The 26738-nt window shown below is 66.2% G+C and carries 1 protein-coding gene; it reads left to right on the top strand.

Annotation, left to right across the window (positions count from 1 at the left end):
• Positions 1 to 11 precede the first annotated feature (11 nt).
• The gene (locus RM2_RS10985; RefSeq protein WP_072689019.1) at positions 12 to 26738 is read left to right on the top strand and encodes a non-ribosomal peptide synthetase; all 26727 of its coding nucleotides are present in this window, start codon (positions 12 to 14) and stop codon (positions 26736 to 26738) included.

Raw genomic sequence — 26738 nt, 5'->3', positions numbered from 1 at the left:
AAGGAAAGAATGTGGCACCCGCCAAATCGAAGCAAACGGTTGGTTCGGGTAAGGGAGGCGTGGAGCGCTTCCCTCTTTCTGCTGCGCAACGGGCCATCTGGTTCGCCCAGCAACTCGATCCTCAGGTCCCGATCTCCGTCGCGCAGTATGTGGAACTGAACGGAGATCTCGACGTCGACCTGCTGCGTGAGTCGACCGTAGCGGTCGGCCGCGAGTTCCAGTCGCCGTTCCTGAAAGTGGTTGACGTGGACGGGCAGCCTTTCCAGTACGTCGACCATGATACGGACACATCCATCGCCTTCATTGACCTTCGAGGTGAGGAAGATCCCGTCGCGTCCGCGCATGCCTGGATGGACTCCGACTACGTGCGACCGCTGGACCTCGCGGTGGATCGTCTCGTCGAGACCACGATCCTGTGCGTTGGAGACTCTCATTATCTGTGGTACAGCAGGATTCACCATGTTGCTCTGGACGGTTATGGTGCGATGACGATGCTGCGGAGCGTCGCCCACCGCTACACGGCCGAGATTCAGGGCCGCGAACCGGACGCGGACCGGCCGGCGGATCTTCGAAAATTATACGAGTTGGATCGCGAATATCGATCCTCGGCGCGGTTTGCCACGGACCGCGAGTACTGGGCGAGCAGGGTCGAAGGTCTCGCCGGTTCGAGTCTGGGTGGCCCCCCGGCGCCTGCTCTCGCGACAAGCAAGGTAGTGAGCACCCCGCTCTCCGACGCCGCGGCGGCCGCGAGTTCGGCCGCCACCATCATCGCGGCCTTTGCGTGCTACCTGTCCCGCATGACCGGTAAATCCGATGTGCTCGTTACTATTCCGGTGTCTGCGCGAACGACCGTGTTGCTGCGAAACTCCGGCGGGATGATGGTCAATGTTGCTCCGCTCGCCGTGCATGTCGACCCCGACGACACGGTCGAAGACCTTGTGTCGCGGGTGCAACGTGAACTCGTTGGTGCGCTGCGCCACCAGCGGTGCAGTCTCGACGACATCCGGCGTGACGTAGGCGAGGGCAGAGGTGCCGAACTGAACGGGCCCATGGTCAACGTCATGCTTTTCCATCAGACAGTGACGTTGGGTTCGCTAGTGGGCGAGTTCAACATCGTGACGTCCGGGCCCGTCGAGGATTTACTGATCAACGTCTATCAGAGCGGCACACCTGAAAGGCTCTACGTCGACTTCCGTGCGAATCCGAATCGGTACGACGACTCGGACTTGGATGGTCACCATAGCCAGTTCGTCGCACTGCTCGAGGAACTGGCCACCGCCGACCCGCGCGCACGGTTGGACGGCATTCACCAGATCAGCGCCCGCACGGGTGAACGACTGCTGCGAGAGGCGGCCGAGGTCGAGTATTGGCGGCAGCAACTCGCCGGCTTGCCCGATTTCTTGCCGCTACCGACCGAGCGGCCGCGGCCTGCGCGGTTGTCTCCGGCGAGCGATCGGGTGTCCGTGATGCTGCCGGGTGCGTTGCACCGCCGCATCACCGCGGTCGCCGAAGAGGCCGGCACCACCACCGACGCCGTGTTTTTGGCGGCGTTGTCGATTCTGCTGGGCCGGGTGACCGGGAGCGACGACATCGCCGTCGGAACGACTGTCGACGGGGGCGACCGCACGGACGTGGTGGTGGTCCGCACCCGGTATTCGGGCCACGCGTCGTTCCGCGAATTCCTGATGCACGTTCATACTGTCGCCACCGAAGCCCAGGCGCACACGGGTGTTCCGTTCGAGCGGTTGGTGCGCGAGCTCGATGTCTCGAGGTCGGACGCCTACGCGCCGATCATCCAGGTACTTCTCGATACACGCGCGGCCGGCACGCGCGGTCCGCCCGTATCCGGACTCGACGTGTACGTGTCCATGACTGAAACGGTAGACGATTCGGGTCAGCCGGTGGGTGTGACCATCGAACTCATTTTCGCCGCAGACTTGTTTAGCGCCAAGGCTATCCGTGCTTCGATAGAGCGTTTCCGGCGCATACTCGATGCGATAGCAGCGGAACCGGATGTTCGAATCGGGGACATCCCGATCCTGTCCGACGCGGAAAGGTCCGCGCTGACACCGGTACGCGGAGGGTCAGGCCGCTCCGCGCGCACCCTGCCGGATCTCTTCTCGAGCGCCGCAGCGCTCGATCCGGGGGCGACTGCGCTGTCCCGGCAGGGGGAGGAGATTTCTTACGGCGATCTGGACCGGTGGTCCACGCAGGTCGCGCGACTGCTGATCGAGCGTGGTGTGGGGCCAGAATCCTTTGTCGCATTGGCACTGCCGCGTTCGTTCCGCTCGGTCGCGTCGGTGTGGGCAGTCGCGAAGACCGGGGCTGCCTTCGTGCCTGTCGACCCAAATTATCCGAGCGACCGGATCGACTACATGCTCGATGATTCCGGTGCCGCATTGGGATTGACGGAGCAGTCGCTGCGCGGCAACCTCCGCGACTCGATACCGTGGACCGTCCTGGACGACCCCGACTTTCGGGCGGCGTGCGCCACACAGTCCGTTGCGCCACTCACCGACGAAGATCGCGTCCGGTCGTTGCACCTCGACAATGCGGCGTATCTGATCTACACGTCGGGTTCGACCGGACAACCGAAGGGCGTGACCGTCACTCACCGTGGGTTGGACAAGTTCGCGAAGGATCAGCAGGAACGTTTCGGGGCTACGAGATCGTCGCGAACTCTGCACTTTTCGACCCCCAGCTTCGATGCGTCGATGTTCGAGTACCTGCAGGCGTTTGGTGTCGGGGCCACGATGGTGGTCGTGCCGCCGTCGGCTTACGGCGGTCCCGACCTGGCTGACTTGCTGCGCACCGAACGGGTCACCCACGGTTTCGTCACCACCGCGGCCCTGGGTACGATCCCGCCTGATGCGCTCGAGCACTTTCTCGACGTCGTCGTGGGTGGCGAGGCCTGCCCACCGGAGTTGGTGGATCGGTGGGCTCCGGGACGTCGGTTGTACAACGCGTACGGTCCCACCGAGACCACCATCATGGCGAATATCAGCGCCCCGATGACCCCGGAAGACCCCATCACACTCGGGGGGCCGATCCGTGGCGTCGAGGAAGTTGTGCTGGACGACCGGCTCCACCCGGTGCCCCTCGGCGTTCCTGGCGAGCTGTACATCGCGGGTGGGGCCGTGGCCCGCGGGTATCACCGGAGGCCCGGTCTGACCGCGGGACGGTTCGTGGCCGACCCGTACGGTCGGGGACGGATGTACCGGACGGGCGACATCGTGCGGTGGCGCGCCGATCGCACTCTCGAGTACCTGCGGCGCAGCGACTTCCAGGTGAAGGTGCGTGGCTTCCGGATCGAGCTGGGCGAGATCGACGCGATGCTGCAGAAGCAACCGGAAGTGCGTCATGCCGTCACGATCGGGAGACCGGGACCCGCGGGCGACACCGTCCTGGTCTCCTATGTCGTCCCGGCGAACGGTCAGCCGGTCGAGGCGGCCGAATTGCGGCGGCAGGCACGGAACAGGTTTCCTGCCTACATGGTGCCCGCGGTGATCGTGGTACTGGACGAATTTCCGCTCAACCCGGTCGGGAAACTGGACCGGGAAGCGTTGCCGGAACCGAAGTTCCTGTCCGATGAAGCTCCGTTCCGGGCACCCGCCGACTCTGTCGAGGAGTCGATCATCCAGGTCTTCACCGAGGTGCTCGGGGTGGAGAGGATCAGCGTCGACGATAGTTTCTTCGATCTCGGCGGAAACTCGCTGGTGGCGACGCGGGTGATTGCACGCGTCAACGCGTCACTCGGATCGGGAGCGGGCGTGCGGGCGCTGTTCGAGGCGCCCACTGCAGAATTGTTGGCGACCTACATCCGACAACAGGGTCCCCATCTCGGGGACCGGCTGCCGCTCGTCGCGGGTGAGCGGCCTGACCGGGTGCCCTTGTCGCTTGCGCAGCAGCGGATGTGGTTCATTGATCAGTTCGACACATCGTCGGTGGCCTACAACATCCCCATGACCGTTCGTCTCATCGGTCCGCTGAACGCGGAGACATTGCAGGCGGCGGTAGGTGACGTCATCGAGCGGCACGAATCGTTGCGTACCGTCTATCCCGCGACAGAGGATGGCCCGTGTCAATTGGTTCTCGATGCGCGGCAGGTGGTTCCCGACCTGACTCCGCACGTCGACGGGGACGAGTCGCTGAACGACCGGATCGCGCGGCTACTCGCGGACGGGTTCGACGTGAGCGTGGCCGTTCCCGTTCGGGCCGCGCTGCTGTGGAGCGGCCCGGACGAACATGTGCTCGTGATCGTGGTGCACCACATCTCGGCTGACGGGGCGTCCCTCATGCCACTGGCCCGCGACTTGATGGTGGCCTACTCGGCGCGCCAGTCGGGCACCGAACCGAACTGGGAACCCCTGTCGGTGCAGTATGCAGACTACAGCGTGTGGCAACGTCGACTCCTCGGCAGCCCAGACGACCCGGATAGCCTCATGTCTCGGCAACTGGGCTACTGGCGCAATGCTCTGGCGGACCTCCCCGAGGTCAGCGGCCTGCCGTTGGACCGGCGCCGGCCAGCTACCCGGTCGCTCCACGGTGCGCCCGTGCCGTTCAGGATCGATTCTGTTCTGCATCGGAAACTACTGGCCCTCGCGCGGGGGCACAACGCGACGCTGTTCATTGTGATGCATGCGGCGATGGCCGTTCTGCTGTCCAGGATGTCCGGATCGGGCGACGTGGCTGTGGGTACACCGATCGCGGGTCGCGGTGAGGCGGCGCTGGACGATCTCGTGGGTATGTTCGTCAACACTTTGGTGCTGCGCACCCGGGTGCAGTCCGCTTCGGCGTTCACCGACGTTCTGGCGCAGGCGCGCGATACCGACCTTGGCGCGTTCGCGCACACCGACGTCCCTTTCGAGAGTGTCGTCGACGAGTTGGCCCCAGGTCGGTCGACATCTCACTCACCGTTGTTTCAGGTGCTTATCGAGTTTCAGAACACCGTGCGTGCACATCTCGAACTGCCTGGCCTAACCGTCGAGGCAGTCGACGTCGATCCAGGTGTCGCCAAGTTCGACCTGCAGCTGTCGTTGGCGGAAAACTACGACGGAAAAGGTTCTGCCGCTGGAATGTCAGCGTCCTTCCTGTACGCAACGGATGTGTGGGACCACGCGACGGTGGAGGGACTTCGGGACCGCTTCGTCAGGGTGCTCCGGGCGGTTGCCGACGACCCAACGGTCGTGGTGGGGGACATCGCCGTCCTCGGCGCGAGCGAGCGCGACCTGCTGTTGTCCCGATGGAACCGTGAGGGGGTCACGGCCGGAGAACGGACATTGGTCGAGTTGTTCGCGAAGGTGGCCGCGCAGAACCCGGACGCCACAGCGGTGGTGTGCGGCGACGAGACGCTGACCTACCGGGAGTTGAACGAACGAACGAACCGGTTGGCGCGGTTGCTGATCGCGCACGGAGTGGGAACCGAGTCGCTGGTCGCGGTAATGATGGACCGCACGCCGAGCCTGGTTGTGACGTTGCTGGCGGTGCTCGCCGCCGGCGGCGGATACGTGCCGGTTGATACCGGCTATCCCGCCGAGCGCGTGGCGGCGATGTTCGAGGACGCGCAACCAGTATGCGCAGTCGCGAGCGCGGAGTATGCGGCGCTGGCGCCGGACGGGATTCCGGTGGTGGTGATCGACGACCCGGAAATTGATCGAGCGGTGGCGGCGTTCTCCGGGCTGCCGGTGACCGACTCGGACCGGTTGCGTCCGCTGCGAGCGGACGCCGTTGCGTACGTGATATTCACGTCGGGGTCCACCGGTCGGCCGAAGGGCGTGCAGGTATCCCACCGGAGTGTCGTCACGTTGCTGGCGAACACCCGTGAGCGGTTCGGGTTCGACTCGTCCGATGTGTGGACACTCTTCCACTCGTACGCTTTCGACTTCTCAGTCTGGGAACTGTGGGGCGCCCTGGCGCACGGGGGCCGGCTCGTGGTGGTCGACTACTACACGGCCCGGTCACCGGACTCCTTCCTTGCGCTGCTCCGCCGGGAAAAGGTGACGGTGTTGAGCCAGACCCCCACTGCCTTCTACCAGTTGATCGAGGCCGATCGGGCGGCGAGTGCTGTCGAGAACCGAGACGGGACGGCATTGTCGTTGCGGTACGTTATCTTCGGTGGTGAGGCTCTCGACCTCGGGCAGTTGGAGCGGTGGTATGCCCGCCACGACGACCGCTCCCCCGTACTGGTGAACATGTACGGCATCACCGAGACCACTGTGCATGTCAGCTTCTTCGCTCTCGACCGCGCGCTGGCGTCGTCGATGCCGGGGTCGGTTATCGGCGGTGGACTCCCTGGCCTGCGGTTATACGTTCTCGATGAAAGGTTGCATCCGGTGCCGCCCGGAGTGGTGGGCGATCTGTACGTGTCGGGCGATCAGGCAGCCCGCGGCTATATCGGCCGGTTCGGGTCTACCGCTGCACGTTTCGTTGCCGATCCCTTCGCCGGTAACGGGGCAGGCGCGCGGATGTACCGGTCGGGCGACATCGTTCGGTGGGGCGCGGAAGGTCGTCTAGAATACATGGGCCGCAGTGATTTCCAGGTGCAGTTGCGCGGATTTCGGGTGGAGTTGGGCGAAATAGAGGCGGCCCTATCCGGGTGCACGGGAGTCGCACAGTCGGTGGTGACAATCCGCGGCGGGGATCGGGACGGCGACCGGTTGGTGGGCTATGTGGTCCCGGAGTCGGGCGCCGACGTCGATGCGGTGGCGGTCCTCGACGAGATCGGGGCGACGGTGCCCTCGTACATGGTGCCGACAGCCGTGGTGGTCCTTGACACACTGCCCCTGACGGTCAACGGAAAACTTGACCGGAAAGCTCTACCAGAACCGGACTTCGGCATGTCTACGGTCGGTTTTGTCGCCCCGCGGAACCCGGTGGAGGAGATCGTCGCCGCAGTGTTCGCCGATCTGCTCGGCATCCCCCGGGTAGGAGCGAACGACAGTTTCTTCGCGCTCGGCGGGAACTCGCTGACCGCGACTCGACTCGTAGCCCGCGTCAATGCAGCCGTCGGTGACCGCCTCGGGGTGCGTGATGTGTTCGATGCCCCGACCGTCGCCGCACTGGCCACCCGCGCCGAGGCCCGGGAATCGCAGGACTGGTCCCGACCGTCTCCGTCCCCGAGGGAGCCGTCGCGGGTGGTCCCCGTCTCGCTCGCACAGCAGCGAATGTGGTTCATCAATCAATTCGACACGACCAGTGCGGCATACAACGTCGCGATCGCGCTGCGTTTGGTTGGAACACTCGACGCACAGGCGTTGCGGGCGGCCGCCGCCGACGTAGTCGAGCGCCACGAGTCCCTTCGCACCATTTTCCCGCTGACCGATCGAGGTCCACGGCAGGTGATCCTCCCGAGTGGCGATGCGACCCCGGTTCTCGATCGGCATGCGGTTGCCCCGGAAGATCTTCACACCGAGGTCGATCGCTTGCGGTCGGCAGGGTTCGACGTGACCACTCAGGCGCCTGTGCGGGCCCGTCTGTTCGCGGTTGGCGAGAGTGAACACGTGCTGGCTGTGGTTGTGCACCACATCGCGGCAGACGGCTTTTCGATGACACCCTTGGCCAGGGACCTCCTATCCGCGTACACCGCCCGGCATCGTGGATCGGCGCCCGACTGGTCCCCGCTTCCGGTGCAGTACGCCGATTACACCCTGTGGCAACGGGACTGGCTCGGCAACGAGAGTGACGATGCTTCGCCGCTGGCGCATCAGATCGCCTACTGGACCACGACTCTAGCCGACCTGCCCGAGGTGCTGGACTTGCCGACGGACCGTCCTCGACCTTCGGAACGGACCCTGCGCGGTGGGCGGGTCGCGTTCGAGATCGGTCCAGAACTCCACCAGAGCGTCGTGCAGGCGGCTCGCAGGCACGGGTCGACGGTGTTCATGGTGTTGCATGCCGCATTGACGGTCCTGTTGGCGCGGCTGAGTTCGTCGGACGACATCGCCGTTGGTACGCCGATCGCGGGGCGCGGTGAAGTTGAACTCGACGACATGGTGGGCATGTTCGTGAACACCCTCGTACTCCGTACGCGCGTCGACGGCGCCCGTACGTTCACTGAACTCCTCGCGGAGGTCCGGGAAACCGATCTCGGGGCGTTCACGCACGCCGACGTTCCGTTCGAACGTGTGGTGGAGAGTTTGCGTCCCTCTCGTTCGACGGCCTACGCACCCTTGTTCCAGGTGATGCTCGAATTCCAGAACACCGAGCGTCCCGAGGTGGAGTTGCCGGGTCTGCACGTCGAACCGCTCGACCTCGCATTCGACACGATCAACTTCGACCTGCAGTTGACGTTGCGGGAGAACACCGGCGACGACGGCATTCCGGCGGGCATCAGTGCGGCACTCGGGTATGCAACTGACATCTTCGACGAGAACATGGTGGCCTCGTTCGCCGATCGCCTGGTCCGGATCGTCGATGCGGTCACCGCGGCGCCAGAGACCCCGATCGGCGACGTCGACATCCTCGACGCCCACGAACGGGTCGCACTGCACGCGGTGACCGGTGGTGGAATGGTGGAGGTGCGCACGCTGCCACAGTTGCTGGCGCTAGCCACCGCCGTCCACCCCGATGCGCCTGCACTGATATTCGAGGAACGGCAGTTGTCCTACCGGGATCTCGACCACCGGTCGAACCGCCTCGCCCGGCTTCTGATTGCCCGCGATGTGGGCCCGGAACAGGTGGTGGCGCTGGCGCTGGCACGATCGATCGAGTCCGTGTTGGCCGTCTGGTCGGTGGCCAAGACCGGCGCAGCATTCCTGCCGATCGACCCGAGCCATCCTGTCGAGCGCATCGAATTCATGCTCTCCGACTCAGGCGCTGTCGCCGGACTTACCACGTCCACTGTCCGGTCCGCGCTACCGTCGACGGTTCCGTGGCTGGTACTCGACGATCCCGGGATCGACGCGGAGTGCGCACCGTTCCCGGCACCGCCCGTCGCCGATACCGACCGCACGTCGTCGCTGCGGATCGACCATCCCGCGTATCTGATCTACACGTCGGGATCGACCGGCAAGCCGAAGGGTGTGGTGACCACACACCGCGGTCTGTCCAATTTCGCTGCGACGGTGCAAGACACGTTTGGCACGACAGCGTCCGCCCGGACCCTGCACTTCGCGTCGCCGAGCTTCGACGCGTCGGTGCTGGAACTGATGCTCGCGGTCGCGTCGGGCGCAACGATGGTAATCGCCTCCCCGTCCGTATACGGCGGCGACGAATTGGCGGATCTGCTGCGACGTCGGCGGGTCACCCACTGCTTCGCGACTCCGGCGGCGCTCGCCTCGGTCGATCCCGCCGGTCTCGGGGACGTGGAGTGTGTGGTGACCGGCGGCGAGGCCTGTCCTCCCGAACTCGTGGCCCGCTGGGCCTCGGGCCGAAACATGTTCGACGCGTACGGGCCGACTGAGTCGACGGTGGTGTCGAGCATCAGTACCTCGCTGGTGCCGGGCGAACCGGTGACCATCGGTGCGCCGACACTCGGCTTCACCGAGGCGGTCCTCGACTCACGGCTGCATCCCGTGCCGGTCGGGGTGGCGGGCGAGTTGTACCTCGCCGGTCCTGCGCTTGCTCGCGGCTATCACGGTCGGCATGCGCTAACCGCGGAACGCTTTGTGGCCGGTCCTTTCGGGGCGTCGGGCGACCGGATGTACCGGACTGGCGACCTCGTGCGGTGGACCGTGGACGGGCAACTGGAGTACCTCGGACGCACCGACTTTCAGGTGAAGATTCGCGGGTTCCGGATCGAACTCGGGGAGGTGGAGTCGGCTCTGCTCGCGTACGACGCCGTGACGGCGGCAGTCGCGGACGTACGCCGGGACGGGCACTCGAGCGATCGGCTGATCGGGTACGTGGTGCCCGAACCCGGCGTCGAAATCGATCCGGAAGCCGTGCTCGCATTGGCCGGCACCCGGTTGGCGTCGTACATGGTGCCCGCCGCCGTGATGGTGATCGCGGCGCTTCCAGTGACGGTCCATGGCAAGCTCGATCGAAAGGCGCTGCCGGAACCAGACTTCGGCGCCGTGGTTACCGATAGTCGGCCGCCGCGAACCGCGACGGAGACGGTGCTCGCCGATCTGTTCCGGGCCGTACTCGGGCTCGAGTCGGTGGGGGTGGAGGACTCGTTCTTCGCACTCGGCGGCGACAGCATAATGTCGATTCAGTTGGTGGCCCGTGCGAAGGCGGCGGGACTGATCCTCTCACCGCGCGACGTGTTCGAGCGCAGGACCGTGGCCGGCCTCGCCGGGGTGGCCCACCACGAACGCACGGACGCGGTGGTGCTCGAGGAACTGGCGGGCGGCGGCGTGGGTCCGGTGCCGCTGACACCCGTCGTCGCGTGGATGCTCGAGCGCAGTGGTGACCGGCTGGACCGGTTCTCCCAGGCGGTATTGGTTACTGCGCCGGCTGGCCTCACCCGTGAGGAACTCGCCGGCGCCGTCGACGCTGTGCTCGACCGTCACGACATGCTCCGTGCACGTCTCGCGACGGATGAAGACGGACAGTGGCAGATGACGGTTCTGCCGACCGGATCAGTGTCGGCGAACGCGCTGATCCGCCGCGTGCCCATGGCTACGTTCGACGCCCGCGAGTTCCGAGCCATCGCCGCTCCGGAACTGCAGGCTGCCGCCGACCGACTGGACCCGGCGGCGGCAAGTATGGTCCAGGTGCTCTGGTTCGACGGTCCGGCCGGGCTCGGGCGTTTGCTGTTGGTCGCGCATCACCTCGTGGTCGACGGCGTGTCATGGCGCATCCTGATTGCGGACCTGGCGGCGGCCCACGCCCGCGTCGCAGACGGCCTGCCCGCGACGCTGCCCGGGATCGGGACGTCGATGCGCCGGTGGGCGCACGGGCTTACGGACGTCGCGGCGCACCGACGCGCCGAAGTCGGGTTGTGGAAGTCGATCTTGGCTGGTTCCGATCCGCTGCTCGGCTCTCGGCCGCTGGACCCGGCGGTCGACGTCGACGCCGTGACGGGCCGCGTCACTGTCGAGGTGCCGGCCAGCGTCACCGATGCATTGCTCACCACGCTGCCGACGGCCTTCCACGGCGCAGTCGGCGACGGACTCCTCACGGCGCTCACTCTGGCGATGATCCAATGGCGGCGGCAGCGCGGCGTCGAGACGGACGACGCGCTGATCAACCTGGAGGGCCACGGCCGCGAAGACCACGTTGTGCCCGGCGCCGACTTGTCCCGGACCGTCGGCTGGTTCACCACACTTTTCCCCGTGCGACTCGACCTCACGGACATCGACGTCGACGCCGCCTTCGCGAGCGGTGCGGATGCCGGGGCAGCGATCAAGGCGGTCAAGGAACAGCTGCTCGCGGTTCCCGATCACGGAATCGGGTACGGGATGCTTCGGTACCTGAAACCGAACACGGAGGCGGTGCTTCGCGGATTCCGCGCTCCGCAAGTGAGTTTCAACTATCTCGGCCGCGTGGCAACAAGTGCAGGCGACATGCCCTGGCTTCCCCTCGAGGGTAGTGGTGACCTCGGCGGAACTCAGAACGACGATATGCCCGCTGCCTGGGTGGTGGACGTCAATGCGGCCACGACCACCCGGGACGGCGAATCGGTGCTGACGGCGACATGGTCGTTCCCGACCACTGTGCTGGACGTCGAAGAGGTGGAAGATCTTTCTGAACTGTGGGTTCGGGCGCTCACCGCACTCGCCGGGCATTCGAGCCGGCCGGACGCGGGTGGGTTGACGCCGACCGATCTCGACCTCGTCTCGGTCGGGCAGGCGGACATCGTCCGGCTCGAGACGACCTACCCTTCAGTGGCGGACATCTGGCCGCTCTCGCCGCTGCAGGCGGGCCTGCTGTTCCATGCGCAACTTTCCGAGCATCACGCCGATGCTTACCAGGTCCAGTTGGTACTCGACCTTCGCGGTACCGTCGACTCCGGCCGATTGCGCCGCGCCGCGCAGGGGCTGCTCGACCGGCACGCGAACCTCCGGGTCGCGTTCGCCGACACCGCCACCGGCCCGGTGCAGGTGGTTCCGGATCACGTGCGGCCGCCGTGGGCGGAGATCGATCTGTCCGGTCTCGACGACACCCGCCGTTCCGCGGAACTTGCCGGCGCGATGGCGGAAGACCGCGCTTCGCGGTTCGACACGACCGTCTCCCCGTTGCTCCGATTCACGTTGCTGCGCATAGCACCCGACCGATACCGGTTGGTGCTCACCCACCACCACATTCTCCTCGATGGATGGTCGACGCCACTCGTGATCAAGGACTTGCTGGTGCTCTATGCCACGGGCGGCGATGCGGCTGCCCTTCCGCGGATCACTCCGTACCGGGACTATCTGCAGTGGATCGGCCAACAGGACCGCGAAAGATCCACGGCTGCCTGGTCATCGGCTCTTGCCGGTGTAGATGAGCCGACCTTCGTGGCCCCCGTCGCACAGGGTGCGAGCTTTGCCGAACCGGTCGACGTACGCCTGGACGTGGGCGACGACAAGACTCGGATGCTGGAGGCGCTTGCTCGCGAACGGGGTCTCACTGTGAACACCCTTGTCCAGGTCGCGTGGGGTTTGGTGCTCACCACACTCGGCACGCGCGAGGACGTGACGTTCGGGGCCACGGTGTCCGGTCGCCCACCGGGCCTGGACGGCATCGAGTCGATGATCGGGCTGTTCATCAACACCGTGCCCGTCCGTCTGCGCCTACGCCGTGATGAGACGCTCGCCGAGTTGCTGGAGCGCTTTCAGCGTGAACAGGCGGCCCTTCTCGACCACCACTACCTGGGCCTCACTGATATCCAGCGTGCCGTTGGCGACGGTGCCGCGTTCGACACCCTGACCGTGTTCGAGTCGTATCCGGTGGACCGAATGGGGTTCTCGGAAGACACCGACATCGGCGGCATGCGCGTCGCCGGTATCGAGGGGATCGATTCCACCCACTATCCGCTCACCCTGATGGCGCACGTCGATACCGGACTGCATCTGCGCCTTCGATACCAGCAGAACGTCTTCGAGAGCGAGTTCGCCGAATCGGTGGCGGCGCGGGTCGCGCGCGTCATACATATCATGCTGTCGGACATCGACACCCCGATCGCTCACCTCACGTTGCTGTCGAAGGCCGAACTCCAGGAGTACACCGCGGTCCCCGGCGCGCCCGCCGGACCACCACGGTGCTTGTCCCAGATCTTGACCGCCGTGGCGGGGGACCGGCCGGACTCGCCCGCGCTCGTCTTCGACGGACGCGAGACGAGCTACCGCGAACTCGACGAACGCTCGAGCACGTTGGCACGCGTGCTCATCCAACGGGGTGCCGGACCGGAGACGTTCGTGGCGCTCGGGCTACCGCGATCGGCCGAGTCTGTGCTGTCGGTGTGGGCGGTCGCGAAGACGGGCGCGGCATTCGTTCCCGTGGACCCGAACTATCCCGTCGACAGGATTGAGCACATGTTGGCAGATTCCGGTGCGGCGATGGGTGTGACGACGTCCGCCTACCGGATCCGGTTGCCCGACTCCCTGCCATGGCTGGTACTCGACGATCCCGCTCTCGGCGAGGACCCGGCTGCCACCGATACCCCCTCCGGGGCTCGCGTCACCGACGTCGATCGCCGGTCGGTGCTCGACGTCGACAACGCCGCCTACGCGATTTACACATCCGGGTCGACGGGGAGGCCCAAGGGTGTCGTCGTCACCCACCGAGGCCTCGCGAACCTGCTGACCGAGCAGACCGAGCGCTACGCCCTTTCCCCGGCGGCGAGGTGCCTCCACATCTGTTCACCCAGTTTCGACGTCGCCATTCTCGAGGTGATTCAATCGTGTGCGGCGGGTGCGACTCTGGTGATAGCGCCCCCCGACGTCTACGGGGGCCCGGAACTGGCGGCGTTGATGCGTCGGGAACGTGTCACGCACGCCTGTATCACCCCGGCAGTCCTGGCCACCATGGAGGGCGACGGCCTGGAACACCTTGAGGCTCTCGTGGTCGCCGGCGACACCGTTGGGGACGAATTGGTGACCGCCTGGGGTGCGGATCTGACGATGTTCAACGGCTACGGCCCCACCGAAGCTACCATCCTCACCACGCTGAGCCAGCCGATGTCCCCAGGTGAACCGGTCACCATCGGAGGACCGGTCCGCGGTGTCGCACTGTCCGTCCTCGACAACCGGTTGCAGCCGGTTCCGGCGGGGGTGCCCGGCGAACTCTACATCGCGGGACCGGGGCTGGCCCGCGGATACCATCGGAGGCCGGGGCTCACCGCGGAACGGTTCGTCTCCAACCCGAACGGTTCCGGCCGGATGTACCGCACCGGCGACGTTGTACGGTGGCGCCGCGACCACACCTTGGAGTACCTCGGGCGAAGTGACTTCCAGGTGAAGATCCGTGGTCAGCGCGTCGAACTCGGGGAGATCGACTCCGTTCTCACCACCCACCCGCACATTGACTTCGCCGCCACTCTCGGCAGGACCGGCCCACTCGGAGACACAGCGCTGGTGTCATACGTTCTGCCGCACGACGGTGAGGTGGTGGCGGGGCCGGATGTGCTTGCGTTCGTCGGTCGAATCCTGCCCCAGCACATGGTCCCCGCTGCCGTGGTGGTGCTCGACGAGATTCCGTTGACGCCAGTCGGCAAGCTCGACCGGAAGGCGCTGCCTGCGCCGGAATTCGTGTCGCCCACCAGGGGTTACCGAGCACCCGTCACGCCGGTCGAGGAGGCTGTCGCGCAGGCTTTCGCCGATGTACTCGGCGTGCCGCGGGTCGGTGCGGAAGACAGTTTCTTCGAACTCGGCGGCGACTCGCTCAGTGCCACCCGGGCCGTCTCGCGGATCAACTCCGCCCTCGACGCCGGAATCGGCGTGGCCGCGCTGTTCGACGCGCCGGCTGTGGCTGACCTCGCAGTCCGGATCGAATCCGCTCCGGGAAGTAGAACGTCGGCGGTGCTCGCCGCGCGACCGCGTCCGGAACGGATACCGTTGTCGCTGGCCCAGCAACGCATGTGGTTCGTCAACCAGTTCGACACGTCGTCGCCCGCGTACAACATCCCGATCGCCCTGAGACTGACCGGCGTCCTCGATCGCGGCGCCCTGATCGCGGCCGTGGGCGACGTCGTGGAGCGGCACGAATCCCTGCGAACCGTGTTTCCAGGTTCGGTCGACGGACCGCACCAGGTGATCGTCGATCCCGGACGGGCGACGCCACCGCTCGAGTCGGTGGCGGTCTCGGGTGATCGGGACCTGCTGGACGCGCTCGCAGTCTTCGTCGGCGCCGGATTCGACGTGAGCGCCGAGATTCCTCTCCGTGTAACTCTTTTCGAACTCGGTGCCGAGCAGCACGTCCTGACCATCGTGGTGCATCACGTCGCAGCCGACGGATTCTCCATGATGCCCCTGGCGCGAGATGTCATGCTCGCCTACACGGCGAGGATCATGGGGGAGACGCCCGGTTGGATACCGCTTTCGGTCCAGTACGCCGATTACAGTGTGTGGCAACGGGATTTCCTCGGTTCGGAGGACGAGCCCGACTCGGTGATATCCAGGCAACTCGCCTACTGGTCGCACACTCTCTCCGGAACTCCCGAGGTGTTGGCGATCCCGTTGGACCGGCCGCGTTCCCCGGAGCGGTCGTACCTCGGTGATGTTGTGGAGTTCACAGTTCCGGCCGGTCTGCACGGGGAATTGGACAATCTGGCAACGAAGCATAATTCGACGCTGTTCATGGTGGTCCACGCGGGATTCGCGGTCCTGCTGTCCAGGATGTCGGGCACGGGCGACGTCACGATCGGAACGCCGGTCGCGGGACGGGGGCAGGCGGCGCTCGATGACGTGGTGGGCATGTTCGTCAACACTCTGGTGCTGCGGACGCTGGTGGACGCGCGGGCCCCGTTCGGTGAGGTAGTGACGGCGGTCCGAGCGGCGGACCTCGGAGCGTTCGAGCACGCTGACGTCCCGTTCGAGCGGGTGGTCGACCATCTCGCCCCCGAGCGGTCCACCTCGCATGCGCCGCTGTTCCAGGTGCTGATCGAGTTCCGGAACGCCGAGGATCCTCGTCTCGAACTGCCCGGACTGACGGTGGACTCGCTCGACGTGGACCTCGGAGTTGCGAAGTTCGACTTGGAACTCAGCCTCGAGGAACGTGTCGACGTGGAGGGTGCGCCGGCTGGGATCGCTGCGGGCCTGCGATTCGCGACGGATGTGTTCGATCGCCAGACGGTGGTCCGTCTCGGGGAGCGGTTCATGCGGGTGCTCGAGTCGGTGACTGCCGGCGCTGACCTGCCGGTGGGGGACATCGAGATCCTGGATTCGGTGGAGCGGGGGCTGCTCCTGCCTCCGCCGGCCGCTGGGCCGGTCGAGTCGGCTGCAACCCTACCGGAACTCTTCGAGCGGGTTGCGCATCGCTCCAGGGGTTCGACCGCCGTCGTCTGCGAGGGTGTCTCGCTCACCTACGACGAACTGGATGCTCAGTCGAACAGGCTGGCGCGGTTGCTGATCGCGCGGGGCGCGGGGCCCGAGACCCTGGTAGCGGTGGCGGCCGCCCGGTCGGTGGATCTCGTGGTGGCGGTTCTAGCGGTGGTGAAGGCCGGCGCGGGTTATGTTCCGGTCGATGTCACGTCTCCGGCGGAGCGGTTGGCGTTCCTGTTCGCGGACGCGCGTCCGGTGTGTGTGCTGACCACGGAGAGCGATGCCGATGCGGTGCGGTCGAGCGGAATTCCGATCCTAGTCGTCGACAACCCTGCCACGGTTGCCGAGCTCGAGCGTGTATCGCCCCAGTCGGTGTCCGACGTGGACCGAACCGGGCCGGTGCATCCGGATGCCGTGGCCTACGTGATCTACACGTCCGGGTCGACGGGGCAGCCGAAAGGCGTTCAGGTGTCGCACCGCAATATCGCGACTCTGTTTTCCAGCACCCAGTCGCTGTTCGGCTTCGGCCCGGCCGACGTGTGGACCATGTTCCATTCGGCCGCGTTCGACTTCTCCGTCTGGGAGCTGTGGGGCGCCCTCTTGCACGGTGGCAGATTGGTGGTGGTGGACTACTTCACGACGCGTTCACCGGACACCTTCCTGCGGCTCCTTCGCGACGAGAAGGTCACCGTGCTGAACCAGACACCCACCGCCTTCTACCAACTGGTGGAGGCGGACCGGGCGTCCGGTGGTTCCGAACTCTCCCTTCGCTACGTAGTTTTCGGCGGGGAGGCGCTGGACCTTGGCCAGCTCACCCGCTGGTACACCCGGCACGTCGACACCGCGCCCGTTTTGGTGAATATGTACGGCATCACGGAGACTACGGTGCACGTCAGCCATCTGCCGATGGGCGAGGCGCTCGCCGCGCAGGCTTCCGGGTCCGTGATCGGCCGGGCGCTTCCCGGCCTGCGGGTGTACGTGCTCGACGCCCGCCTGCACCCGGTGCCGGCCGGCGTGGTGGGCGAGCTGTACGTGTCGGGTACGCAGGTGTCTCGCGGGTATCTCGGCCGGTTCGCTCTCACATCGACGCGGTTCGTGGCCGACCCGTACGCACCGGGCGACCGAATGTACCGGTCGGGTGACCTGGGCCGTTGGGATGGGAAGGGACGGATCGAATACCTCGGCCGCAACGACTTCCAGGTGCAGGTGAAGGGATTCCGGATCGAACTCGGCGAGGTGGAATCCGCACTGCTCGCCTGCGAGGGGGTGGCGCAGTCGGTGGTCCTGTCGCGCAAAGAGCGACTCGTGGGCTATGTGGTGCCCGAGGCCGGCCGGGTCCTGGATCCGGCGGCCATCATCGGCACAGTGGGCGATCGGCTGGCGGCACACATGGTTCCCGCGGCGGTGGTGATCATCGACACGCTGCCGCTCACCGTCAACGGGAAACTCGATCGCGGTGCTCTACCCGAACCGGACTTCGGACAACGGGTGTCGCTGGCCCGAGCCCCGGTGACCGAGGCGGAGCGGATCCTCGCCGACCTGTTCGCGGAGGTGCTCGGCCTCGAATCGGTAGGCGTGGAGGACTCGTTCTTCGCTATGGGCGGCGACTCCATCATGTCGATCCAGCTCGTCACCCGAGCGAAGGCATCGGGTGTGGTGATCACCCCGCGGGACGTGTTCGAGCGCAAGACCGTCGCCGCGCTAGCGGAGATTGCGACGCTGGGAGAGGAGGCGGTCAGCCTCGAGGAGTTGCCGGGCGGCGGAGTTGGTGAGCTCCCGCTGACCCCGATCGTGCACTGGATGCTGGACCGGGGAGGTGATTTCAGGCGATACTCCCAGGCCGCCCTGTTCACCACCCCGGCCGATCTCGACGCGGAGACCCTGATGACGGCGTTGCAGGCGGTTCTGGACCGGCACGACACTCTGCGCGCCAGACTTCATCGGAGCGACCGATCCGAGCGCGGCTGGTCGATGGCGGTGCAGCAGCCGGGCTGGGTACGGGCGACCACAGTGATGCGGACGGTACCCCTCGAATCGGAGGCGTCGTTCACCGCCGCCGCGCAGCGTGAACTCGACTCGGCCGCCGACCGGCTCGACCCGGAGTCGGGAGTGATGGTGCAGGCGGTGTGGTTCGAGAGCAACGCGACACCGCCGACCACCGGCCGGTTGCTGATCGTCGCTCACCACACGGTGGTCGACGGGGTGTCGTGGCGCATCTTGATCCCCGACCTCGCCCTTGCCTGCGCGCGGGTGCGGTCGGGCGAGGAACCGGCTCTACCTGCTGTCGGAACGTCGATGCGCCGGTGGGCGCATGCCCTCACAGACGTGGCGCAGGAACCCGCTCGCACAGCCGAACTCGACCTGTGGCGGCGCACGCTGGACGGTCCAGACCCGTTGCTGGGGTCGCGGCCTCTCACCGGGTCCGACCTCCAGGCCCCTGACTTCCAGACCACGGACTTCCAGACCACGGACTTCCAGACCACGGACCTCCAGACTGCAGTGGTCGAGGTCCGAGTTACCTCAGACGTGACCCAAGTCCTGCTGACCTCGCTCCCGCAGGCCTTCCACGGCAACGTGGGAGACGGGTTGCTGACTGCCCTGGCGCTGGCGCTCGTGCGCTGGCGGCGGACGCGCGGGATCGAATCCTCCGATGCTCTGGTGAATCTCGAGGGACACGGCAGGGAGGAACAGGTGGTTCCCGGAGCGGATCTGGTACGCACGGTCGGGTGGTTCACCACGATATTTCCCGTGCGATTCGATCTCAGCGACGTGGACGTCGACGACGCGTTCGCAGGGGGCCGGGCAGCCGGCGACGCGATCAAGACAGTGAAGGAACGGTTGCGTTCGATCCCCGACCACGGCATCGGGTTCGGGCTGCTCCGCTATCTCGATAACTCAACAGCACAGTATCTTTCGAATCTGCCGAGCCCGCAGGTGAGTTTCAACTACCTCGGTCGGCTCGGCGCCGGGCCCGCGGAGGACGGCGGCTGGATGCCGGTGTCCGACGCCGGACTCGACGCCACAGCACACTCTGGTCTGCCACCGGTTGCCACGGTCGACGTAAACGCCATGACCACCGACACCGCTGCAGGCCCCACGCTGGTCGCCACGTGGTCGTTCCCCGTCGGCGTGCTCGCGGACGCTGACGCCGCCGAACTCGCTCAACTGTGGGTGACGGCACTCGAAGCTCTCACGAAGCACGCGCAGTCGGGTGGCGGCGGATTCAGCCCATCCGACCTCGACCTCGTCCGACTTGGCCAGGGTGCGATCGACGACCTCGCCAGCCGCTATCCGGCGATGACCGACGTGTGGCCGCTGGCTCCGTTGCAGTCGGGCATGCTGTTCCATGCCGAACTGGCCGACGAGTCCGTGGACGCCTACCTCGTGCAGTTGAGCATCGATTTCGGTGGCGACGTGGACGCCGGACGACTGCGCCGTGCGGCAGGCACCCTCCTCGACCGGCACCCCAACCTACGCACCGCATTTGTCCACGATGCCGAGGGCGGGGCCGTGCAGGTAGTTTCGCGCTCAATTTCTTTGCCCTGGCGGGAGATCGATCTGAGCGGACTGGACGACGACGCTGCTGCAACAGAAATCGAGCGACTGCTGGCCGCCGACCGAACCACGCCGTTCGACATGGCGACACCGCCGCTGATGAGGTTCCTCCTCATCGCGACCGCCGGTGGCAGGTACCGCTTGGTGTCGACGAACCATCACATCCTTCTCGACGGTTGGTCGATGCCACTGCTGATTCGGGAACTACTCATGTTGTACGCCACGGATGCGGATCCGTCGTCGCTGCCGCGGGTCCGGGAGTACCGCGATTACCTTGCGTGGATGACGGGGCGCGAGCGCGACGCGTCGGCCCGCGCCTGGGCGGACACCCTGGTGGGTGTGGAGGAACCAACGCTATTGGTCCCCCAGGACCGGGCGCGACGGCTGTCCACGGTTTCGTCAGAGTGGGTGTTCGACCTCGACGAGGACCGGACGAACGAGCTGCGCGAGTTCGCGCGCGCTCGGGGGCTCACGCTCAACAGCATTCTTCAGACCGCGTGGGGCATAGTTCTGGCAATGCTGACCGGGCGCGACGACGTCGTTTTCGGTGCCACCGTATCCGGCAGGCCGCCAGATCTTTCCGGAATCGAGACGATGATCGGACTGTTCATCAACACGGTCCCAGTGCGCGTCGCGCTGCGTCCGGCCGATACCTTGGGCGCGTTGCTCGAGCGGGTGCAGGCCGAACAGGCGGCGATGCTCGACCACCACTACACGGGGCTCGGGGAGATTCAGAACGCCGCGGGAACAGGTGTCGGCTTTGATACGTTGACCGTCTTCGAGTCGTATCCGGTGGATCGCGCCGGGCTGTCGGAGGACACCGACATCGCCGGCCTGCGTGTGACAGGGGTGGACGTCCGTGACGCAGCCCACTACCCGCTGAGCCTCGTCGCGTCGGCCGACACGAGTCTGCACCTGAAGTTCGAGTACGTGCCTGATCTGTTCGACCAGTCTGCGATCGAAAGCATCGCGCGGCGGGTGGTGCGGGTGCTCTACGCCTGCACCGGCCCCGACACGAAGTTGGCCGACTTGTCGCTGCTCACCGACCGGGAACGCAGTGATCTGCTACCCGTACGGGGTGGTGAAGCCCGCTCGATCCGTACGCTCCCGCAGATCTTCACGGACGCCGCCGCGATTGACCCGGATGCGCTCGCGCTGTCGTCCGTAGACGAGGAGATGTCGTACCAGGAACTCGATGATCGCTCGAACCGGCTGGCACGCAGGCTGATCGAGTTCGGCGCGGGACCGGAAACCTCTGTGGCCGTGGGTATTGCCCGCTCAATCGAGTCGGTCGTATGCGTCTGGGCGGTCGCCAAGACGGGGGCCGTGTTCGTGCCCGTCGACCCGAACTACCCCGATGAGCGCATCCTGGACATGCTCACCGATTCGGGATGCACTCTCGGCCTGACAACTGCCCGGCACCGCGATCGGCTACCCGAGAGCACCGTCTGGCTGGTTCTCGACGAAGCGGCGTTCGCCGACGAGTGCGCGGCCCAGTCGGCGGCACCTGTGGGTGACGCCGACCGCCTTGCACCGATGACTCTCGACACGGCCGCCTACCTCGTCTACACGTCGGGTTCTACCGGCAGGCCGAAGGGCGTCACCGTTACGCACCGCGGCCTCGACAACTTCGCGCGTGAACAACTCGCCCGCTTCGGCGCGGGGCCGGGGTCGCGCACGCTGCACTTCTCGACGCCCAGTTTCGATGGGTCCGTGTTCGAGTACCTGCAGGCGTTCGGTGCGGGCGCGACGATGGTGATCGCGGCGACCACAATATTCGGCGGAGACGAACTCGCCCAGGTGATCGGCGACCGGCTTGTCACCCACGCCTTCATCACCACCGCGGCGCTCGCATCGCTCGATCCGACCGGCCTGGACGACTTCACCGATGTCGTCGTCGGAGGGGAGGCCTGCCCGCCCGAACTCGTGGCCAGGTGGGCGCCGGGGCGTCGCCTCTACAACGCGTACGGGCCGACCGAGACCACGGTGATGTCCAACATCAGTAATCCGATGGTTGCGGGTGAGCGGATCACCATCGGTGGACCGATCGGTGGTGTCGAAGAAATGGTGTTGGATACGCGGCTGCAGCCGGTTCCCGTCGGCGTACCCGGGGAGTTGTACATTGCCGGTGCAGGCCTGGCGCGGGGCTACCATCGCCGCGCGGCGCTCACCGCGGATCGGTTCGTGGCCAACCCGTCCCAGCCCGGTGAGCGAATGTACCGCACCGGTGACATCGTGCGCTGGACTGCCGACCACACCATCGAATACCTGGGCCGCAGCGATTTTCAGGTGAAGGTGCGCGGATTCCGGATCGAACTCGGCGAGATCGACGCCGAGCTCACCACAGATCCGGACGTCCGATTCGCCGTCACGGTCGCCTACCGCGGTGCGGCGGGCGACACGCTTCTCGCGTCGTACGTCGTGCCTGCGCCCGGACGTGCCCTCGAGACGGACGAGATCGCGCGCCGTCTCACTGGTCGGTTGCCCGCCCACATGGTTCCGTCATCGATCTCCGTGCTGGAAAAGATCCCGCTCACCGCGGTCGGAAAGTTCAATCGTAAGGTCCTGCCACAGCCTGAATTCGGGGTCTCGACGGCGATATACCGGGCGCCGGCGAACCCGGTCGAGGAGACGGTCGCCGAGGTCTTCGCGGAGGTACTCGGCCGGGATCGCGTCAGCGTGGATGCAGGATTCTTCGACCTCGGCGGCAACTCCCTGAGCGCGACCAGGGCGGTGGCCCGTCTGCGCGCCGCGCTCGGTACCGACATCGGAGTACGGTCGCTGTTCGAAGCGCCCACGGTCGAGGCGATTTCCGCGCGCATCGAACACGCCGGCACCGGCTCCTCCGGCCGCCCCGCGCTCATTGCGAGCGAGCGCCCCGACCGGGTCCCGTTGTCCTATGCGCAGCAGCGCATGTGGTTTATCAACCAGTTCGACACGCGTTCGCCTGCCTACAACATTCCGATGGTCGTGCGCCTCACCGGAGAACTCGATGTGGGCGCGTTGACCTCGGCGATTACCGATGTCGTGACCAGGCACGAGTCGCTGCGCACCCGATTCCCGCTCTGGGACCGCGAACCTGTCCAGGAGGTGCTGGCGCCCGAGACACCGATGCTCGCACGCACACTGGACGTGGACGAGCACCGGTTGCGGGAAGAGTTGACCCGACTGGTGTCGGCCGGATTCGACGTCACAACCTCGGTGCCACTGCGCGTCGCCCTGTTCACTGTCGACGATGCAACACACGTACTCGCCGTGGTCGTGCACCACATCTCGGCCGACGGGTTCTCGATGGCACCACTCGTCCGGGACATGATGATCGCGTACGAATCCCGGGTGCACGGGCGCTCCCCCGACTGGCAGCCGCTGCCGGTCCAGTACGCGGACTACACGCTGTGGCAGCGGCAGTTGCTGGGCAGCGAAGACGCCCCGGAGTCGCTGATCTCGCGACAACTGGACTATTGGACGTCCGCGCTGTCGGGGCTTCCCGAACTCCTGGAACTACCGGCGGACCGGCACCGTCCCGCCCAACAGTCGTTCCGCGGAGACCGCGTGCAGTTCGCGATCGATGCTGGGCTGCACAGGAGGATCCGGACGCTGGCGCGCCGTCACGGGTCGACCGAATTCATGGTTGTGCATGCCGCACTAGCTGTTCTTCTCGGACGACTCGGCGCCACCGACGACGTGGTGATCGGAACGCCCATCGCCGGCCGCGGTGACGCCGCGCTCGACGATCTCGTCGGCATGTTCGTCGGCACCCTCGCCCTGCGCAGCACGGTCGAAGCAGGAGCGTCTTTCGCCGCACTCCTGGCGCATATCCGGGACGTCGATTTGGGCGCCTTCGCGCATGCCGACATTCCCTTCGAACGCGTGGTGGACGCCGTCGGCCCGGTGCGGTCGACTGCGCACTCACCGATGTTCCAGGTCTCGCTGGAATTCCAGAACAACGAGCGTCCCACGCTGCAGTTGCCGGGGCTGACTGTCGAGGGTCTCGATCCCGCGCTTCACGTGGTCAAAGTGGATCTCGAGGTCATCCTCGCCGATCAGGTCGCGTCGTATGGCGTCGCCGCCGGAATGGCGGGAGCGATCGACTACGCGATCGACCTGTTCGACGCGGCCACTGTGCAGGGCTTTGCGGAGCGATTCGTGCGAATTCTCGAGACCGTCACCGCAGACCCCGACCTCTGGGTGGGTGACATCGAGATCCTCGGACCCGACGAGATCGCCGGCCTGGCTCCGGTCCGCGGTTCCTCCGATGCGCCGGATCTTCTTCTGCCGGAACTGCTGTCGGCAGCAGCGGACCGGGACCCCGACGCGGGCGCGGTGGTGTATCAGGGGCAGTCGATGTCGTACCGGGAATTGGACGTGGCCTCCAACCGGCTGGCGCGCAGGCTGATTCAGATCGGGGCCGGGCCGGGCACGTCGGTCGCCGTGAGTGCCTCACGATCGGCCGAATCGGTGTTGTCGGTGTGGGCCGTCGCTCGGGCCGGAGCGGCGTTCCTGCCGGTCGATCCCGAGTATCCGCTCGAAAGGATCGAGCACATGCTCGCCGACTCCGGTGTGGTGTCGGGCGTGACCACCCTGGCGCATAGAGATCGGCTGCCGGACAGCGTGAACTGGATCGTGCTCGATGACGCCGAGGACGAACGGCGGATTCAGGAACAGTCCAGCGAGCCGGTCACCGATTTCGATCGGACTGCGCCGCTGCATGAGTCGCATCCCGCATACCTTATTTACACGTCCGGATCCACGGGCACACCGAAAGGAGTGGTCGTCACGCACCGTGGCGTGGCGAACCTGGCAGCGGAGGAGCGCGACCGCCTTGCAGTGACACCCGACTCCCGGATTCTGCACTTCGCGTCGCCGAGTTTCGACGCGTCCGTCTTCGAACTCGTCATGGCATTCTGCGCGGGCGCGACGCTGGTGATCGCGCCGCCGACGATCTACGGCGGTGCCGAACTGGCCGGGCTGATCAGCGAGGAGCGGGTATCCCACGGGTTCGTCACTCCCACCGCGTTGGCCTCGATGAACCCGCTGGGGTTCGAGACGTTGCGGACGCTGGTTGTGGCCGGTGAGCCGTGTCCACCCGAACTCGTCGCGGGGTGGGCTCCCGGTCGCCGGATGTTCAACGCCTACGGACCGACCGAGACCACGATCATGTCGAACATCAGCGACGAGTTGGTACCGGGCGAGCCGATCACCCTCGGCGCACCGACCCGGGGTGTGGCGGAGGTAGTGCTCGATTCCCGTCTGCGCCTGGTTCCGGTGGGTGTGGTGGGTGAGTTGTATGTGTCGGGGCGCGCCCTGGCCGCTGGGTATCACCGTCGACCCGCGTTGACGGCGTCGCGGTTCGTGGCCGCCCCGTGGGGCGCGCCGGGAGAGCGGATGTACCGCACCGGAGACGTGGTGCGGTGGCGCCGCGAAGGAACTCTCGAGTACGTGGGTCGCAGCGACTTCCAAGTGAAGATCCGCGGGTTTCGTATCGAGCCCGGGGAAATCGACGCGGTGCTGCGCGCTCACGCCGATGTCGAGTTCGCCGTCACGATCGGCAGAGTCGGTCCCGCGGGTGAATCGCTACTGGTCTCCTACGTCCACCCGGTCGGCGGCGCGAGTGTGAACTCCGCGGAACTCCTCCGGATGGCCGGGCAGCGCCTGCCCGCCCACATGGTGCCGGCGGCGATCGTCGAACTCGATGCGGTTCCACTGACCCCGGCGGGCAAGTTCGATCGTGCCGCACTCCCAGCGCCCGAGTTCCTCTCGGGTACGGCGTTCCGGCCACCGGAGAACCCGATCGAGGAAGCGATCGTCGACGCGTTCACCGAGGTGCTCGGCCTCGAGCGAGTGGGCGCCGATGACAACTTCTTCGAGCGGGGTGGCAACTCGCTCCTCGCGACGAAAGTGTCTTCCGGCCTGCAGGATCGTCTCTATCGGGCGATCCCATTGCAATGGATCTTCCTGGACCCGACGCCGTCCGGACTCGCCCGTCGGCTCGCACTGCCCTCGGCGGAGAGCGGTGTCGAGGAGGCCTTGGCCGTGGTGATTCCATTGCGTTCCGAGGGCGGAGGCCGGCCGTTGTTCTGCGTGCATCCGGGGATCGGGCTGTCGTGGGGGTATGCCGGACTCGTGCCGTATCTGCCGAAGGATCGCCGTGCGTTCGGACTGCAACTTCCTGCGATCAGTGGTGAGCCGTTGCCCGAATCGATCGAGGAACTCGCGCACCGATATGTCGAGGAGATCCGGGCAATTCAGCCCGAAGGACCCTACGATCTGCTCGGGTGGTCGCTCGGCGGGGTCATCGCCCACGCCATGGCCGTCGAACTCCAAGAAGCTCGAGTGGAAGTGTCGACGCTCGCCCTCATGGACAGCTATCCGGAAGACGGGGTGGAGCCGATATACGGCAGGCTCGGAATGCGTGAACTGCTACTCGGACTGGGGCTCGATACCGATATTTCGGACAGCGAGCTGACGTACGAGCGTGCCGCCCGGCTACTGAACGAGTCGTTTGGCACCGAGACGGGAGTGACGGCTGCTCATCTCGAGCGGATCAACGCGGGCTACGAGAATTCGAGGCGGTTGGTACATCGGTTCGTCCCCCGCGTTTTCGATGGTGATCTACTTATCTTTTCTGCATCGAGCGCTGAAAGCGGGTCGAACACCGAAAGTGGGTCGAACACCGAAAACAGTATGGTTCGAACGCGATCGGCGGAGGAATGGCGACCGATCGTGACCGGCCGAATCGCCGAGCACGTGGTGGAGTGCGGGCACAATCAGATGATCGAGCCGCAGTCTCTCGCCGTCATCGGTCCGGTGCTCTCCCGCGTAGTCTCCGACCGCAGCTGA

This window comes from Rhodococcus marinonascens NBRC 14363, from assembly GCF_001894885.1.
GTDB lineage: Bacteria > Actinomycetota > Actinomycetes > Mycobacteriales > Mycobacteriaceae > Rhodococcus_F > Rhodococcus_F marinonascens.
This window is presented reverse-complemented; position numbering and strand designations above follow the sequence as displayed.